The 14126-nt window shown below is 73.8% G+C and carries 15 protein-coding genes; 8 read left to right on the top strand and 7 right to left on the bottom strand.

Translation table 11 applies throughout. From position 1 onward, the window contains the following. Positions 1 to 46: 46 nt before the first annotated feature. Positions 47 to 847 carry an enoyl-CoA hydratase/isomerase family protein gene (locus tag ACIQUR_RS25915; protein ID WP_403668682.1) on the bottom strand — a complete coding sequence of 267 codons (801 nt, stop codon included), beginning with the start codon at positions 845 to 847 and terminating at the stop codon, positions 47 to 49. A 346-nt stretch (positions 848 to 1193) separates the two neighbouring features. On the opposite strand from ACIQUR_RS25915, the gene ACIQUR_RS25910 reads away from it, so the two are divergent. Continuing rightward, a complete protein-coding gene (locus ACIQUR_RS25910; protein ID WP_006346801.1) occupies positions 1194 to 1361 on the top strand; it encodes a DUF3117 domain-containing protein in 168 nt (55 codons plus the stop codon). Positions 1362 to 1501: 140 nt separating this feature from the next. On the opposite strand, the gene ACIQUR_RS25905 is transcribed toward ACIQUR_RS25910, so the two are convergent. Further along, entirely contained in the window at positions 1502 to 2164 is a 663-nt protein-coding gene (locus ACIQUR_RS25905; RefSeq protein ID WP_403668678.1) for an O-methyltransferase, read from the bottom strand. 142 nt (positions 2165 to 2306) lie between these two features. Here ACIQUR_RS25905 and sigE point away from each other — a divergent pair, with 142 nt between their 5' ends. From sigE to ACIQUR_RS25880, 5 genes are all read left to right on the top strand, one after another. After that, positions 2307 to 3065 carry an RNA polymerase sigma factor SigE gene (sigE, locus tag ACIQUR_RS25900; protein ID WP_399945031.1) on the top strand — a complete coding sequence of 253 codons (759 nt, stop codon included), beginning with the start codon at positions 2307 to 2309 and terminating at the stop codon, positions 3063 to 3065. Next, entirely contained in the window at positions 3062 to 3715 is a 654-nt protein-coding gene (locus ACIQUR_RS25895; protein WP_403668675.1) for an anti-sigma factor family protein, read from the top strand. Before sigE ends, ACIQUR_RS25895 begins: the two co-directional genes overlap by 4 nt. A gap of 263 nt (positions 3716 to 3978) precedes the next feature. Beyond that, positions 3979 to 5640, top strand: a complete 1662-nt coding sequence (locus ACIQUR_RS25890; RefSeq protein WP_403668672.1) for a S1C family serine protease — start codon at positions 3979 to 3981, stop codon at positions 5638 to 5640. Between the two features lie 93 nt (positions 5641 to 5733). Further along, a complete protein-coding gene (locus ACIQUR_RS25885) occupies positions 5734 to 6159 on the top strand; it encodes a sec-independent translocase (RefSeq protein ID WP_403668669.1) in 426 nt (141 codons plus the stop codon). 113 nt (positions 6160 to 6272) lie between these two features. Next, positions 6273 to 7070, top strand: coding sequence for a hypothetical protein (locus ACIQUR_RS25880; RefSeq protein WP_403668667.1), 798 nt, complete (start codon positions 6273 to 6275; stop codon positions 7068 to 7070). A gap of 51 nt (positions 7071 to 7121) precedes the next feature. Here the strand turns inward: ACIQUR_RS25880 and ACIQUR_RS25875 are convergent, their stop codons facing one another. Genes ACIQUR_RS25875 through ACIQUR_RS25865 form a run of 3 tightly spaced genes read right to left on the bottom strand, consistent with a single transcriptional unit; the run spans position 7122 to position 10162 of the window. Further along, complete coding sequence (locus ACIQUR_RS25875) at positions 7122 to 8282, bottom strand: Mrp/NBP35 family ATP-binding protein (RefSeq protein WP_403668664.1); 1161 nt, start codon at positions 8280 to 8282, stop codon at positions 7122 to 7124. A 43-nt stretch (positions 8283 to 8325) separates the two neighbouring features. Continuing rightward, positions 8326 to 8874 (bottom strand): DUF1003 domain-containing protein, encoded by a 549-nt coding sequence (locus ACIQUR_RS25870; RefSeq protein ID WP_403669100.1) that lies wholly within the window; start codon positions 8872 to 8874, stop codon positions 8326 to 8328. A 16-nt stretch (positions 8875 to 8890) separates the two neighbouring features. Next, the gene (locus ACIQUR_RS25865; RefSeq protein WP_403668662.1) at positions 8891 to 10162 is read right to left on the bottom strand and encodes a magnesium transporter MgtE N-terminal domain-containing protein; all 1272 of its coding nucleotides are present in this window, start codon (positions 10160 to 10162) and stop codon (positions 8891 to 8893) included. A gap of 181 nt (positions 10163 to 10343) precedes the next feature. Between ACIQUR_RS25865 and ACIQUR_RS25860 the strand changes: the two genes are divergently transcribed. Together ACIQUR_RS25860 and ACIQUR_RS25855 are read left to right on the top strand one after the other, a co-directional pair. After that, positions 10344 to 11102, top strand: coding sequence for a hypothetical protein (locus tag ACIQUR_RS25860; protein WP_403668659.1), 759 nt, complete (start codon positions 10344 to 10346; stop codon positions 11100 to 11102). An 85-nt stretch (positions 11103 to 11187) separates the two neighbouring features. Then, positions 11188 to 11703: a hypothetical protein gene (locus tag ACIQUR_RS25855; RefSeq protein ID WP_403668656.1), complete on the top strand. Its 516-nt coding sequence runs from the start codon at positions 11188 to 11190 to the stop codon at positions 11701 to 11703. Between the two features lie 95 nt (positions 11704 to 11798). Here ACIQUR_RS25855 and ACIQUR_RS25850 read toward each other — a convergent pair whose 3' ends face one another. Continuing rightward, positions 11799 to 12623, bottom strand: coding sequence for a BTAD domain-containing putative transcriptional regulator (locus tag ACIQUR_RS25850; RefSeq protein WP_403668653.1), 825 nt, complete (start codon positions 12621 to 12623; stop codon positions 11799 to 11801). Between the two features lie 163 nt (positions 12624 to 12786). Beyond that, positions 12787 to 13902: a magnesium and cobalt transport protein CorA gene (locus tag ACIQUR_RS25845; RefSeq protein ID WP_403668651.1), complete on the bottom strand. Its 1116-nt coding sequence runs from the start codon at positions 13900 to 13902 to the stop codon at positions 12787 to 12789. Positions 13903 to 14126 lie beyond the last annotated feature (224 nt).

The raw sequence follows: 14126 nt of genomic DNA, 5'->3' as shown, positions 1-14126 counted from the left end.
ACACGCGGCCGGGGGTGGGGCGGGGAGCCCGCACCCCCTCGCCGGCTCAGCGGCCCAGGAACTTCGGCCGCTCCTTGGCGACGAACGCCTGCACCGCGATCGTGTGGTCCTCGGAGGCACCGGCCCGGGTCTGGAGCTCGTCCTCCTTCTCCAGCGCGTCGGCCAGCTGCGCGCCGGCACCGAAGGCCAGGGCCTCCTTGATGGAGGCGTACGCGACGGTCGGCCCGTCCGCGAGGCGGCGGGCCACCTCGGCGGCCGTGGCGGCCAGCTCCTCGGCGGGCACGAGACGGTTCACCAGACCCAGCTCGTCGGCCTCCCGGGCGGAGATCGACCGCGGGAAGAGCAGCAGGTCGGCGGCGCGGCCGGCGCCGATGAACCGGGGCAGGGTCCAGGAGAGGCCCGAGTCGGAGGACAGGCCGACCCCGGCGAAGGCGGTGGTGAAGCTCGCGCTGTCGGCCACCACCCGGTAGTCGGCGGCCAGCGCGAAGCCGAAGCCCGCGCCCGCCGCGACGCCGTTGACCCCGGCGACGACCGGCTTCGGCATCTCGGTGATCGCCCGGACGATCGGGTTGTAGTGCTCGCGCACCGTGCTCAGCGCGTTGCCGGAGCCCGACTCGCGGGTCGCCGCCAGGGCTCCGATGTGCTCCTTCAGGTCCTGGCCCACGCAGAAGGCCCGGCCGGTGGCGGTCAGCAGGACCGCGCGGACCTCCGGGTCGGAGCCGGCGGCCAGCAGGGTGTCCCGCAGGGCGACCTTCAGCTCCGTGTTGAGCGAGTTCATCGCTTCCGGCCGGTTCAGCGTGACCGTCGCGAGCCCGTCGGTCACGTCGTACAGCACGGTGTCTGCCATGGCAGGTGGTGTCCCCTCCGTCGCGGACCCGGCCAGCGGATCGGTACTGGCCGGTACAAGGGTCAGCATGGCGGAGATCCCCGGAGGCGGGCATGTGATGTGCGTCAAAGAATCCGGTCGCGCCGTGGGTCACGTCCCGGACACGCGGCGGCGAAGTATCGCAGCTGGATCCCCGAAATGAGTGGTTTTGGCCAAGCGCGTTGCGCAAGCGTTCCCGGCCGATGTTGGTCATCGGGTCCTGACATGCGGGATAATGGCTGGGAAGCAATGTGTTCGATGCCGGGTACTAGGCGCCTGAATGGGGCCGTCGGCTGACGATGAGCTGGTTTCAGGAAGGGGAACGAGCATGGCGGCCATGAAGCCGCGGACGGGTGACGGCCCGCTCGAGGTGACCAAGGAGGGGCGGGGCATCGTCATGCGCGTTCCGCTCGAAGGCGGCGGTCGGCTTGTCGTCGAGCTGACCCCGGACGAGGCCGAGGCCCTCGGTGACGCCCTGAAGCAGGTCGTCGGCTGACGCGTCGGCCCTTTTGATCTTCCGCTGCCCCGGTCGTGCCCCGCACGGCCGGGGCGGCGTCGTTCCCGGACCTCTGCCGTTCCCGGACCCGTACCGCCCGGGGCGCGTCGTCCGCCCCGTACCGCTCGCGCCGGCGCGCGTCAGCGGCGTACCGCGCACAGCAGGCCGTCGCCCACCGGCAGCACCGCCGCCTGGAGCGCCGGGCTCTCCCGGACCGCCCGCAGCAGCTCGCGCACCCGCAGCACCTCGACCGTCGCCGTGGCGGAGTCGACCGTCCTGCCGTCCGCGAAGACGCCCTCGAAGCACACCAGGCCTCCGGGTCGCAGCAGCCGCAACGATTCAGCGAGGTAGTCCAGCGACTCCGCCGGATCGCCGTCGCAGAAGACGAGGTCGTACCCGCCGTCCGCGAGGCGGGGCAGGACGTCCAGGGCGCGGCCGGGGATGAAGCGGGCCCGGTTGCCTGCGAAGCCCGCCGCCCGGAAGGCCTGCCGGGCGAAGGCCTGGCGGTCGGGCTCGGGGTCCACCGTGGTCAGCACGCCGTCGGGGCGCATCCCGTGCAGCAGGTGGATGCCGGAGACGCCCGTACCGGTACCGATCTCCGCCACGGCCTTGGCGTCCGCGGTGGCGGCGAGCAGGCGCAGCGCGGCGCCGGTGCCGGGGGTGACGGAACGCAGGCCCGCCTCCCTCGCCCGGTCGCGGGCCCACCGCAGCGCGTCGTCCTCGGCGACAAACGCGTCGGCGAACGCCCAGCTCGTCTGCCGGTTGCCGCTAATGACCCTCTCCTGTCCCCGTAGTTGGCGCAACGGTGACTGTATCCGTTGGCCATGGGAACCCGCAGATGGGACCGGCCGTTGAGAGGACGGGGAGCGGCGGTCCGACCGGCCCGCGGCACCCGTGCAAAGTTCGCGTAAAAACACTTATCCGGAGCTGACGGACGGGGTGGCTATGGTAGGGGCTCCACTGGACACCACCAGAGCCGACAGGGGAGGTGCGGCTGCGCCTGTGGATCGTGGGGGCGTGATCAGACGCCTCTTCAGGTCGGCGGGTGAGCCGAAATCCGTGACTGACATCGCTGACCGTTTCCACTCCGCTCCGACCGCAACCACCGCGACCTTCGCCGCAGATGCGGGCACGCAGGTGTGGACTCCGCCCTCGTGGGAGGAGATCGTCAGCACCCACAGCGCGCGCGTCTACCGGCTGGCCTACCGCCTCACGGGCAACCAGCACGATGCCGAGGACCTCACGCAGGAGGTCTTCGTCCGTGTCTTCCGGTCGCTGTCCACGTACACGCCCGGCACCTTCGAGGGCTGGCTGCACCGGATCACCACCAACCTCTTCCTCGACATGGTCCGCCGCAAGCAGCGGATCAGGTTCGACGCGCTCGCCGACGACGCCGCCGAGCGGCTGCCCAGCCGCGAGCCCTCCCCGCAGCAGGTGCTCCACGACACGCACTTCGACGCCGACGTCCAGCAGGCGCTGGACACCCTGGCGCCGGAGTTCCGCGCGGCCGTCGTGCTCTGCGACATCGAGGGGCTGTCGTACGAGGAGATCGCCGCCACGCTCGGCGTGAAGCTCGGCACCGTGCGCAGCCGCATCCACCGAGGCCGTTCGCACCTGCGCAAGGCGCTCAAGCACCGTTCCCCGGAGGTCCGGGCGGAGCAGCGCGCACTCGCGGCAGTGGGAGGAGAGGGCGGAAACGAGTGAGCGGAGTCAGTCCCTCTCCTGCCGAACACCACCTGGGCGACCGGCTCGCCGCCCTGGTGGACGGGGAGCTGAACCACGACGCGCGCGAGCGCGTCCTCGCCCATCTGGCCACCTGTCCGCGCTGCAAGGCCGAGGCCGACGCGCAGCGGCGGGTGAAGAGCCTGTTCACCGAGACCTCGGTGCCGTTGCCGTCCGAAGGGCTGCTGGCCCGCCTCCAGGGACTCCCCGGCGGCGGAATGCCCGGCGGCGGTGACGGCGGGTACCTCACGCCGGCCGACGGAGGGTTCCCCACGGCCGCGCCGGCCCCGCGCCCGTCCGCGGACGCGGGCCGCCGGGCGCCGTTCGCCGCGGAGTACACCGCCCCCGCGACCCGCGGGCGCCGGTTCGCCTTCGCCGCGGCCGGTGCGGTGTCGGTCGCCGCGATCGCCCTGGGCGGAGCCATGCCCATGGACCCGGTCGCGGAGCCCGCGCAGCGGGGCGACGGGGTCACCCCGGCGCGCTCGGGGATGCTGTCGGTCGCCGACGAGCGGCTGCGCGAGCGGGTGGACCGCCCGGTGCGCGCCCCGCTGCTCACCCCGGCGGCCTCGTACCCGGCACAGCTGCCCCCGGTGGTCACGCCCGCGCCGAAGCCGGTTTCGCTCACGCGCTGAGCGCGGGGGCACGCGGGGCGCTCCGGCTGCCGGGGAGGGCCGGCCGGAGACGCGCCCGGATCCGGGGCGTCGCCACGTCCGGGGCCGCGGCGCGGTCCCCGGGGGCGCGACGGGGAGCCGGCGGGCCGAGAGCGGCGGAGGCGAGCGCTTCGTGCGCGGCCGGGAACCGCCCCCGAGGCGGGACCCGGGGGCCCGGACCTGGTTGAATCCTGGTCGGGCACGCTCGACCGGGTGTGCGGTCCGGATCCCGCGGGGAGTAGCGCATGAACGACGGCCGTCCGACCCACTCGGATCCCGTGCCGCAGCCGCGGTGGTGGAGCCGGCCGGGGTCGCCCACGCCGCCGCCCCGCGAGACGCTCCCGCCCCCGCGGACCTCCGCCGACGCGCCGGAGTCCCCGGCCGCCGGGGAGCCCGTACCCGCATCCGCGCCCGCGCAGCCGGCCGAGCCGGTCGCAGCCGTGGAGGCCGCGACCGTCCCGGCCACCTCAGCCGAGGCGCAGGCCGCACCGGCCGGGACCGCCGAGGCGCCGCCCGCGCCGGAAGCGCCCGCGCCCGCCGCGCCCGCGCCGGCCGGGTTCGCCGCGCCCGGGGCCGCCCCCGCAGCGCACGGCGCTCCGGCACCGCAGGCCGGCCCCTCGCCGTACGCCGCGCCCCCGGCAGACCCGTACGCCGCCCCGGCGGACCCGTACGCAGCGCCCCCGGCCGACCCCTACGCCTCGCCCTACGGCGCCCCGGCCCCCGCCGGCACCCGGTACGACCCCTGGGCCTCCCCGCTCCAGGTCGCCGACGGCGGTTCCGTGCCCGCCCGCACGGGACGCCCCGGACGGGCGGTCGCCGGCGCCGTGCTGATCGCCCTGCTGGCCGGCGGTCTCGGCGGCGGCATCGGCGTCTGGGCCGAGCGCAGCGCCACCACCAGCATCGAACTCCCGCAGGCCGCCCCGGAGCGGTCCGACCGCGCCCCGGACAGCGTGGCCGGCATCGCCGCCCGCGCCCTGCCCGGCGTGGTCACCCTGCACGTCCAGGGCGGTGGCCAGGCCGGCACCGGCACCGGCTTCGTGATCGACGGCCGGGGCCACATCCTGACCAACAACCACGTGGTCGACGCGGCGGCCGGCAGCGGCCGCATAACGGTCACCTTCAGCGGCGGCGAGACGGCCGCCGCGACCATCGTGGGCCGTGACGCCGGCTACGACCTGGCCGTCGTCAAGGTCAACGGGGTCCGCGGCCTCAAGCCGCTGCCGCTCGGCAACTCCGAGAACGTCCGCGTCGGCGACCCCGTCGTCGCCATCGGCGCCCCCTTCGACCTGTCCAACACGGTCACCGCGGGCATCATCAGCGCCAAGGAGCGCCCCATCACCGCGGGCGGCGACAAGGCCGACGGCAGCGACGTCTCGTACGTCGACGCCCTCCAGACGGACGCCCCGATCAACCCCGGCAACTCCGGCGGCCCGCTGCTCGACGCCAGCGGCCGCGTCATCGGCATCAACAGCGCGATCCGCGCCGCCGGCGACTCCGGCGAGGGGGACGACGGCAAGCAGCACCAGTCCGGCAGCATCGGCCTGGGCTTCGCCATCCCCGTCAACCAGGGCAAGCGCGTCGCCGAGGAACTGATCGCCAAGGGCACCGCCACCCACCCCGTGATCGGCGTCACCCTCGACATGCAGTACACCGGCGACGGAGCCCGCGTCGGCACGAAGGAGCGCGACGGGAAGTCGCCGGTCACGCCCGGCGGACCCGGAGCCACGGCGGGCATTCGCCCCGGCGACGTGATCACCAAGGTGGACGGCACCCGGGTGCACAACGGCGAGGAGCTGATCATCAAGATCCGCGCCCACCGGCCCGGCGACCCGCTGACCCTGACCCTGCTCCGCGGCGGTCGCGAGCAGACGGTACGGGTGGTGCTCGGCTCGGCCAACGGGTCGTGACGAAGGGGTGAAGCATCACACGGAGTACCGGCCGCCGAGCGGCGCCGGGTACCGTTGTGCGGGCCCGCACGAAGAGAACCGAGGAGCGGCAAGGTGTTCACTGACATAGGCGCACTCGAGCTGGTCACGCTCGTGGTCCTCGCCGTGCTCATCTTCGGCCCCGACAAGCTCCCCAAGGTGATCCAGGACGTCTCCCGGTTCATCCGCAGGATCCGTGAGTTCTCGGACAGCGCCAAGCAGGACATCCGGTCCGAACTGGGCCCCGAGTTCAAGGACTTCGAGTTCGAGGACCTGAACCCCAAGACGTTCATCAAGAAGCAGCTGACCGAGAACGAGGACCTGAAGGAGATCCGCAGCAGCCTCGACCTCCGCAAGGAGATCAACGACGTCGCGGACTCGGTCAACGGCCGCGAGCCCGAGACCGCCGCGCCGTCCGGCGGCGCCGGTCCCGACCTCGTGAAGAAGCCCGCCGAGCCGGCCGGCGACCAGCGCGCGCGGTTCGACATCGACGCCACCTGATTCCGCTCCTGCCCGGCGTGCCGGACTCGGATGGCTATCCTCCATCTGTCCGGATCCAGGACGCCCGAGGGGGGCGGGCCGCTCCGGACACCACGGAACGAGAGGCGGCCCTGATGGAGACCACGAGTCGGGTAGGGGTTCAACCGGCGGAGCAGCCGGTGCGTACGGCGGACCAGGCCGGCACCCTTGACCAGGTGCGTACGGCCGACCAGGCGCGTACGGAGGGCGAGCCCCCGCCCCAGGAGGCCCCGGGGCCCGAGGCCCCCGGACGAAATACCACCGAGCCCAGGGCGCAGGAGGCCGCGGCCGTCCCGGCCGCCCGCCGCAACGCGGAGGGCTTCCTGCGCGCCGGCTTCCCCTGGTACGGCCTGGACGAGGCCTTCACCGGCCCGCGCTGGCTGATGCAGGTCGGCACCGGCGCGGACGGCACCGTCGAGCACGGGTCCGTGGGCCACGGCGACGAGCCGTCGGTCCGCGGCGAGATCGGCAACGGGGAGAAGGAGCGCTTCGCGGTCGTCGTCACCGTCGCCAGCAACCCGCTGCGGCGCAGCGGCGACGGCACGGGCGTCCTGGAGGCCACCTCGGTCTCCTCCGCCGCCTGGCTCGCCGGCTCCGGGCTGCTCGCCTTCACCTGGCCCGGCCAGATGGACCACTCCCTGCGCAGCGACTGGCTGGACCAGCAGACCGAGACCGCCTGGGAGCTGGCCGACGACCTGGAGGGGCCGGACTGGTCGACGCTGTCGCTGCCGGTGGACGGCGTGCCGACGGTCTTCCACTACCGCGAGTCCGAGTTCGGCTGGGTGCTGGCCGGCTCCACCGGCGCGGGCGTCCACCTCGGGGCGTACGGGCGCGGGATGAGCGCGTACGGGCTGGCCTTCTCGGCGGTCGGGGACATCACCGCGTACCAGTAGCCGGGTACGCCGAAGGGCGCCGCTCGCGGAGCGGCGCCCTTCGGCCGGTGCTCAGAACTTGTTGCGCGGGGTGATGCCCAGCGACATGCCCGACAGGCCGCGCTGGCGGCCGCCCAGCTTGCCGGCGATGGCGCGCAGCGCCGATCCGGCGGGGGAGTCCGGGTCCGCCAGGACCACCGGCTTGCCGTTGTCGCCGCCCTCGCGCAGGCGGACGTCGATCGGGATCTGGCCCAGCACCGGCACCGTGGCGCCGGTGGTCTTCGTCAGGCCCTCGGCGACCAGCTGGCCGCCGCCCGTGCCGAACACGTCGACCATCTCGTCGCAGTGCGGGCACGGCAGCCCGGACATGTTCTCGACGACGCCCACGATCTTCTGGTGGGTCTGTACGGCGATGGAGCCGGCCCGCTCCGCCACCTCGGCGGCGGCCTGCTGCGGGGTGGTCACGACCAGGATCTCGGCGTTGGGCACCAGCTGGGCCACGGAGATCGCGATGTCGCCGGTGCCCGGGGGCAGGTCCAGCAGCAGCACGTCCAGGTCGCCCCAGAACACGTCCGCCAGGAACTGCTGGAGGGCGCGGTGCAGCATCGGGCCGCGCCAGACGACCGGCGCGTTGCCCGGGGTGAACATGCCGATGGAGATGACCTTCACGCCGTTCGCGGACGGCGGCATGATCATGTTCTCGACCTGGGTGGGCTTGCCGTCCACGCCGAGCATGCGGGGCACGCTGTGGCCGTAGATGTCGGCGTCGACCACGCCGACCTTCAGGCCGTCGGCGGCCATGGCGGCGGCCAGGTTGACCGTGACGGAGGACTTGCCGACGCCGCCCTTGCCGGACGCGACGGCGTACACGCGGGTCAGCGAGCCGGGCTTGGCGAAGGGCACCTCGCGCTCGGCGGTGCCGCCGCGCAGCGTGGCGGCCAGCTCCTTGCGCTGGGCGTCGCTCATGACCTCCAGCGACACCTCGACCGAGGTGACGCCGGCGACCTTCAGCGCGGCCTCGCGGACGTTCTGCGTGATGGTGTCCCGCATGGGGCAGCCGGAGACCGTCAGGTACACGGTGACGGCGACCGACCCGCCGTCGCCGATCTCCACCGATTTGACCATCCCGAGCTCGGTGATCGGCCGGTGGATCTCAGGGTCGTTGACCGTCGCCAGCGCGTCCAGGATCGCGTCCTGGTCCGGCACGGCGGCGGAAGGGGTGTCGGTAGCCATGCCCCCGATGGTACGGCCGAGTAGCACGCCCGAGGAAAGGCGGTCAGCGGTCGCCTTCGTCACTCTCGAGCGGGAATAGACGGCGTTCGTCCATCTCCTTGATCAGGTCCTGGAACTCGGACCGGATCCAGTCGCGGGTGGCGACCTCGCCGAGGCCCATGCGCAGCGCCGCGATCTCCCGGGTCAGGTACTCGGTGTCGGCGATGGACCGCTCGTTCTGCTTGCGGTCCTGCTCCAGGTTGACCCGGTCGCGGTCGTCCTGGCGGTTCTGCGCGAGGAGGATCAGCGGGGCCGCGTACGAGGCCTGGAGCGACAGCGCCAGCGTCAGGAAGATGAAGGGGTACTCGTCGAAGCGCAGGTGGGCCGGGGCGAACACGTTCCACAGCACCCAGACGATGATGACCAGGGTCATCCAGACGATGAACCGGCCGGTGCCGAGGAAGCGGGCGATCTTCTCGGAGAAGCGGCCGAAGGCCTCCGGGTCGTACTCGGGCAGCAGCGACAGGCGCGGCGCCTTCGGGAGGTCGAGGCGCACGCGCGGGCGCGAGGGGCTGCCGCCCTGCTTCTCGGAGCGGTCCGGTCGGTCGGGCACGGACTCCCTGCCGCGGTCAGTGCCCACGTACGTTCTCCTCGGAGTGGAAGTCGGTCTCCCGCCAGTCCTCCGGCAGCAGGTGGTCCAGCACGTCGTCGACGGTCACGGCCCCGAGCAGCGAGCCGCTCTCGTCGACCACCGGCGCCGCGACCATGTTGTACGCGGCGAGGTAGCTGGTGACGGCGGGCAGCGAGGTGTCCGGCCGCAGCGGCGGCAGGTCGGTGTCCACGATGGAGCTGACCAGCGTGAACGGCGGGTCGCGCAGCAGCCGCTGGAAGTGCACCGTGCCCAGGTACTTGCCCGTGGGCGTCTCGTCCGGCGGCCGGCACACGTACACCTGCGCGGCCAGCGCGGGGGAGAGGTCCTGCTGGCGGACCCGCGCCAGGGCGTCCGCGACCGTGGCGTCGGGGCGCAGCACGATCGGCTCGGTGGTCATCAGGCCGCCGGCGGTGCGCTCCTCGTACGACAGCAGCCGGCGCACGTCGGCCGCGTCGTCGGGCCGCATCAGCGTCAGGAACCGCTCCTGGTCGTCGGCGGGCAGCTCGGAGAGCAGGTCGGCCGCGTCGTCGGGGTCCATCGCCTCCAGGACGTCGGCGGCCCGCTCCTCCTTCAGCTTGCCGATGATCTCGATCTGGTCGTCCTCGGGCAGCTCCTCCAGGACGTCCGCGAGCCGGTCGTCGTCGAGGGCGCTGGCCACCTCGGCCCGGCGCTTGGGCGGCAGGTGGTGCAGCACGTTGGCCAGGTCGGCGGCGCGCATCTGCTCGAAGGTGGCGAGGAGGTTCTCGGCGCCCTGGCCGTGCTCCTCCAGCGAGAAGCCGGTGACGGCGGACCACTCGACGGTCAGGGTCTCGCCGCGGCGCCGCAGCGGCCCCGCCTTGCCCTTGCGTACGAAGATCCGGTCGATCTCCCAGTCGCGGCGGGCCGGCAGCTGCTGGATGGCCACGTCGAGGACGGTGACCTCCTCGCTGGTGGCCACCAGGGTCACCCGGCGGTCGAGCAGCTCGCCGAGGACCAGGCGCTCGGTGGGGCGCTGCTCGAAGCGGCGCATGTTCACCACTCCGGTGGTGATCACCTGACCGGACTCGACGCCGGTGACCCGGGTCATCGGCAGGAAGATCCGGCGCCGGCTGACCACCTCGACGACCAGGCCGAGCAGCCGCGGCGGGCGGCCGCCGACGCGGAGCATCGCGACCAGGTCGCGGACCCGGCCCACCTGGTCCCCGTTGGGGTCGAAGACGGGAACGCCCGAGAGGTGCGAGACGAAGACCCGGGGGGCGCCTCCTGCCATCCGTGCGCCTCCTTGCGAACCGTTTCTGCGGTGTACGGGTCCCTGTCGGCCTTCAGGCTAGCCCGTGGCAGTGCCGGACGCCCTGGTGGGGACCACCGGGAGGGCCCCACCGGCGTGGCCGCCCGGAGGTGCCCCGGTACGCTGCCTGCTGCAGTTCTGACAGACGAGAGGCAGCCCGCCCGTGACCGTGTTCCCCCCGGCCGTACGGCTCCGCCGCGCCGCTCTCCTCGGCGCACTGTGCGCGGGGCTGACCGTCGCAGGCGCCACCGGCTGTGGTGCCGACCCCGACGAGGGCACCAACGGGGTCGGCAAGCTGTCGGCCGAGAAGATCGAGGGCAAGGCCCGCCAGGCGGCCGCGGACGCCGACTCGGTGCGGCTGTCGGGCACGGTGGTCAGCGCGGGCCGCACGTTCACCATCGACATGCGGCTCAAGGCCGACGGGGCGAGCGGCGAGGTGAAGTCCAAGGAGACCACCTTCCAGCTCCTGCGCGTCGGCGAGCGGCTGTTCCTCAAGGCGGACGCGGCCTTCTGGAGCCGGCGCGAGAAGTCCGGGGACGAGGCCCCGTCGGCCGACGCCACCGCCGCCGCGGACAAGCTCGGCGACAAGTACGTGAAGGTGCCCGAGGGCGACGCGACGTACAAGCAGTTCCGCGGGTTCACCGACATGGACGTGCTCCTGGGGCTGCTGGGCCTGCACGGGAAGCTGGAGAAGGGCGCCTACACGAAGGTCGGCGGCACCCGCACCATCCAGGTCACCGGCGACCAGGGCCAGGGCGGCAAGCTCGACGTCTCGCTGATCGGCACCCCGTACCCGCTCCGCCTGGAGCGGGCCGGCGGGGCCGGCGTGGTCGAGCTGAAGGACTGGGACGAGTCCTTCACGCTGACCGAGCCGGCCAAGGAGGAGACCGTCGACTACGGCACCCGGCTGCCCGAGGAGTGACGGCCGCGGCCCGGGCCGCCGCCCGGGGCGTCCGCCCGGCGGACCGGTACGGGAACGCCGGCCGCGACCGCCTACGCTGACCCCCATGACGCTGACGTTGCTCGATCAGGCCCTCGTCGAGGAGGCCACCAAGAAGTCCGGCCTCATCTGGGTCGAGGGGACCGCACCCGCCCGGGGCCTGTGGCACGCCTGGGTGGACGGCGCCGCGCACGTCCTGGGCGACGGCCCCGGCGAGCAGCCCTTCCCCGGCCTGGCCGACGGCGCCACCGCCGAGGTCACCGTCCGCAGCAAGGACAAGGGCGGCCGCCTGGTCGGTTGGACGGCGCAGGTCACCGAGGTGCCGGCCGGCAGCGAGGCCTGGGAGGCCGCGGTGGCGGAGCTGAAGGGCAAGCGCCTGAACGCCCCCGACTCCGAGCAGATGACCGCCCGCTGGGCGCGCGAGTGCCGGCTGCTGCGCCTGGAGCCCGTCACCGTGCACGCCGAGGCACCGGCCGGCTCGCTCGCCGAGCAGCCCCGCCCGACCCCGGTCACCACGCGCCGGCCCGTCCCGGCCGCCCTGCCGAAGCTGCTGCTGAAGCGCAAGAAGAAGCAGCGCGGCTGACCGGAGCCGCCGCGCCCCCGCGCCGGGTCCGGTGCGGGGGCGCTCTCCGTTCCGCCGGTCGAGCGGGCAGGCCCGGCAGCGGGGCTGACGCCCGCTCAGCCCGGCACCGCCGCCCGGCTGGCCGGCGCGTCGTGGCACCGCTCGTGCCCGCGCGGGGGCGGGAACGGCCCGTCCCGGAGCGTGCCGGTCCGCTGCCCGGAGCCGGCCTGTGCCTGCACCAGCAGCTCGGGGAAGCCCTCGTACAGCGGGTGCCGCGCGCACAGCTCGCGGAGTTCCGCCACCACCTCGCGGGCCCGCCCCGCGCAGAGGTCGGCGCCGATCCGCTCGTACAGCACGCCCAGTCGTTCCCCGGACAGCCGGAGCGCGTAGTGGGGCGGCAGGCAGGCCTGGCCCAGGTCGCCCAGCGGCAGTCCGCGCCACAGCGCCAGCGCCGAGCGGAACGCCGCACCGGCGGCCGCACAGTCCCCGCCGGCCAGCAGCTCCCGGCCCCGGGCCGCGCGGGCCCGGAACAGGTCGAGGTCGAGCTCCCCGGGCGCCACGGCCATCAGGTAGCCGGAGCCGGAGGTGCGCAGCACCGGGTGGCGCCGGGCGTCGCCGCCGCCGAGCCGGTGGCCCGGGGCGAGGACGCGGCGCAGCGCGGACACGTACATCTGGAGGGTGGCCACGGCGGACCGGGGCGGGCGGCCGCCCCACAGCTCGGCGACGAGGGTGTCCACCGACGCCGGCCGGTTGGCGTGCAGCAGGAGCAGGGCCAGCAGGGCCCGGTGCTTGAGCGGGGTCGGTGTGCAGGGCAGTCCGCCGCGGCGCAGCTCCAGCGGCCCGAGGACCAGGTACGTGGGCGCGCACCCCCCGGCCGCCTCCGCTTCCGGTGGCCCGGGGGCCGTCGGCGGGGGCGCGGACGAGGACTGCTCGGCTGACACTGCGGGACACCCCCACCGTCCGGCGCCGGGTGGGCGCCCCTGGACCTGACCGGCGCGGCGGCGGTTGCCGCCGGACGCCATGCACAGGGTCCGGGTTCCGGTACGGCCTGTCAGCGGGGCGAACCAGCCAAAGGCGCGACGGCCGCCCCGGTCATGTACCGCGCTACAGCCAGCCGTTGCGCCGCAGCGCCCGGTGGATGGTGAAGCAGATGCCGACGATCGTGCCCATCACCATCGGGTAGCCGTACCGCCAGTGCAGCTCCGGCATGTGGTCGAAGTTCATCCCGTACACCCCGCAGATCATGGTGGGCACGGCGATGATGGCCGCCCAGGCGGTGATCTTGCGCATGTCCTCGTTCTGGGCGACGGTGGCCTGCGCCAGGTTGGCCTGGAGGATGGAGTTCAGCAGCTCGTCGAAGCCGATGACCTGCTCGTGCACCCGCTCCAGGTGGTCCGCCACGTCCCGGAAGTACTTCTGGATGTCCGGGTCGACCAGCCGCATGGGCCGCTCGCTGAGCAGCTGCATCGGCCGCAGCAGCGGCGAGACCGCCCGCTTGAACTCCAGTACCTCGCGCTTGAGCTGGTAGATCCGGCCGGCGTCGGTGCCGCGCGGGGAGCCCTTGGCGGGTGCCGCGAAGACCGCGTTCTCCACCTCGTCGATGTCGTCCTGCACGGCCGCCGCCACCGCGATGTACCCGTCGACCACGTGGTCGGCGATGGAGTGCAGCACCGCCGAGGGGCCCTTGGACAGCAGCTCGGGGTCGTCCTGGAGACGGTGCCGCAGGCCCTTGAGGGAGCCCTGGCCGCCGTGCCGGACGGTGATGACGAAGTCCCGGCCGGTGAAGCACATCACCTCGCCGGTCTCCACGACCTCGCTGGTCGCGGTCAGTTCGGCGTGCTCGACGTAGTGGATGGTCTTGAAGACGGTGAAGAGGGTCTCGTCGTACCGCTCCAGCTTGGGCCGCTGGTGGGCGTGGACCGCGTCCTCCACGGCGAGCGGGTGGAGCCCGAACTCGGCCGCGATGCCGGAGAACTCCGCCTCGGTGGGCTCGTGCAGCCCGATCCAGGCGAAACCGCCGTCCTCGCGCACCCGGCGGATCGCCTCACGCGGCGTCAGCCGCGCGTCCGTCTGGACCCGACGCCCGTCGCGGTACAGCCCGCAGTCCACGACGGCGCTGCTCGCCGAGGGGTCGCGGGTCGGGTCGTACGCGCTGTAGGCGGGGCTGTTCTTGCGCAGGACCGGGCGCACCGCCGCGCGCAGGTCACGGATCATCGACATGGCAGGCTCCTTCGCGCGGCATCACACCGCTGACGGGAGACCTCCCGCCCCGGCGTGCGGGCGGCGGCGGAAGGCAGGGCGGTCGGGAGGGTGTTCCGTCGCTCTTCCGTCGCGCGTGCGGCCGTACGGGTGACCACCGGGAGCCGGGGATCGCCGTACGACGTGCCGGGCCGTGCCTGGATGTGCCCGGAATGCGAAAACGCGTGCGTCCCCGCCCGTACGTC

The sequence above is a fragment of the Streptomyces sp. NPDC101132 genome, assembly GCF_044759225.1.
Lineage (GTDB): Bacteria > Actinomycetota > Actinomycetes > Streptomycetales > Streptomycetaceae > Streptomyces.
This window is presented reverse-complemented; position numbering and strand designations above follow the sequence as displayed.

Excerpts from the sequence above, each read along its gene's own strand:
- ACIQUR_RS25915 (WP_403668682.1), bottom strand. The coding sequence starts at position 847 with ATGGCAGACACCGTGCTGTACGACGTGACCGACGGGCTCGCGACGGTC.
- ACIQUR_RS25910 (WP_006346801.1), top strand. The coding sequence starts at position 1,194 with ATGGCGGCCATGAAGCCGCGGACGGGTGACGGCCCGCTCGAGGTGACC.
- sigE (WP_399945031.1), top strand. The coding sequence starts at position 2,307 with ATGGTAGGGGCTCCACTGGACACCACCAGAGCCGACAGGGGAGGTGCG.
- ACIQUR_RS25890 (WP_403668672.1), top strand. The coding sequence starts at position 3,979 with ATGAACGACGGCCGTCCGACCCACTCGGATCCCGTGCCGCAGCCGCGG.
- ACIQUR_RS25880 (WP_403668667.1), top strand. The coding sequence starts at position 6,273 with ATGGAGACCACGAGTCGGGTAGGGGTTCAACCGGCGGAGCAGCCGGTG.
- ACIQUR_RS25875 (WP_403668664.1), bottom strand. The coding sequence starts at position 8,282 with ATGGCTACCGACACCCCTTCCGCCGCCGTGCCGGACCAGGACGCGATC.
- ACIQUR_RS25865 (WP_403668662.1), bottom strand. The coding sequence starts at position 10,162 with ATGGCAGGAGGCGCCCCCCGGGTCTTCGTCTCGCACCTCTCGGGCGTT.
- ACIQUR_RS25855 (WP_403668656.1), top strand. The coding sequence starts at position 11,188 with ATGACGCTGACGTTGCTCGATCAGGCCCTCGTCGAGGAGGCCACCAAG.
- ACIQUR_RS25845 (WP_403668651.1), bottom strand. The coding sequence starts at position 13,902 with ATGTCGATGATCCGTGACCTGCGCGCGGCGGTGCGCCCGGTCCTGCGC.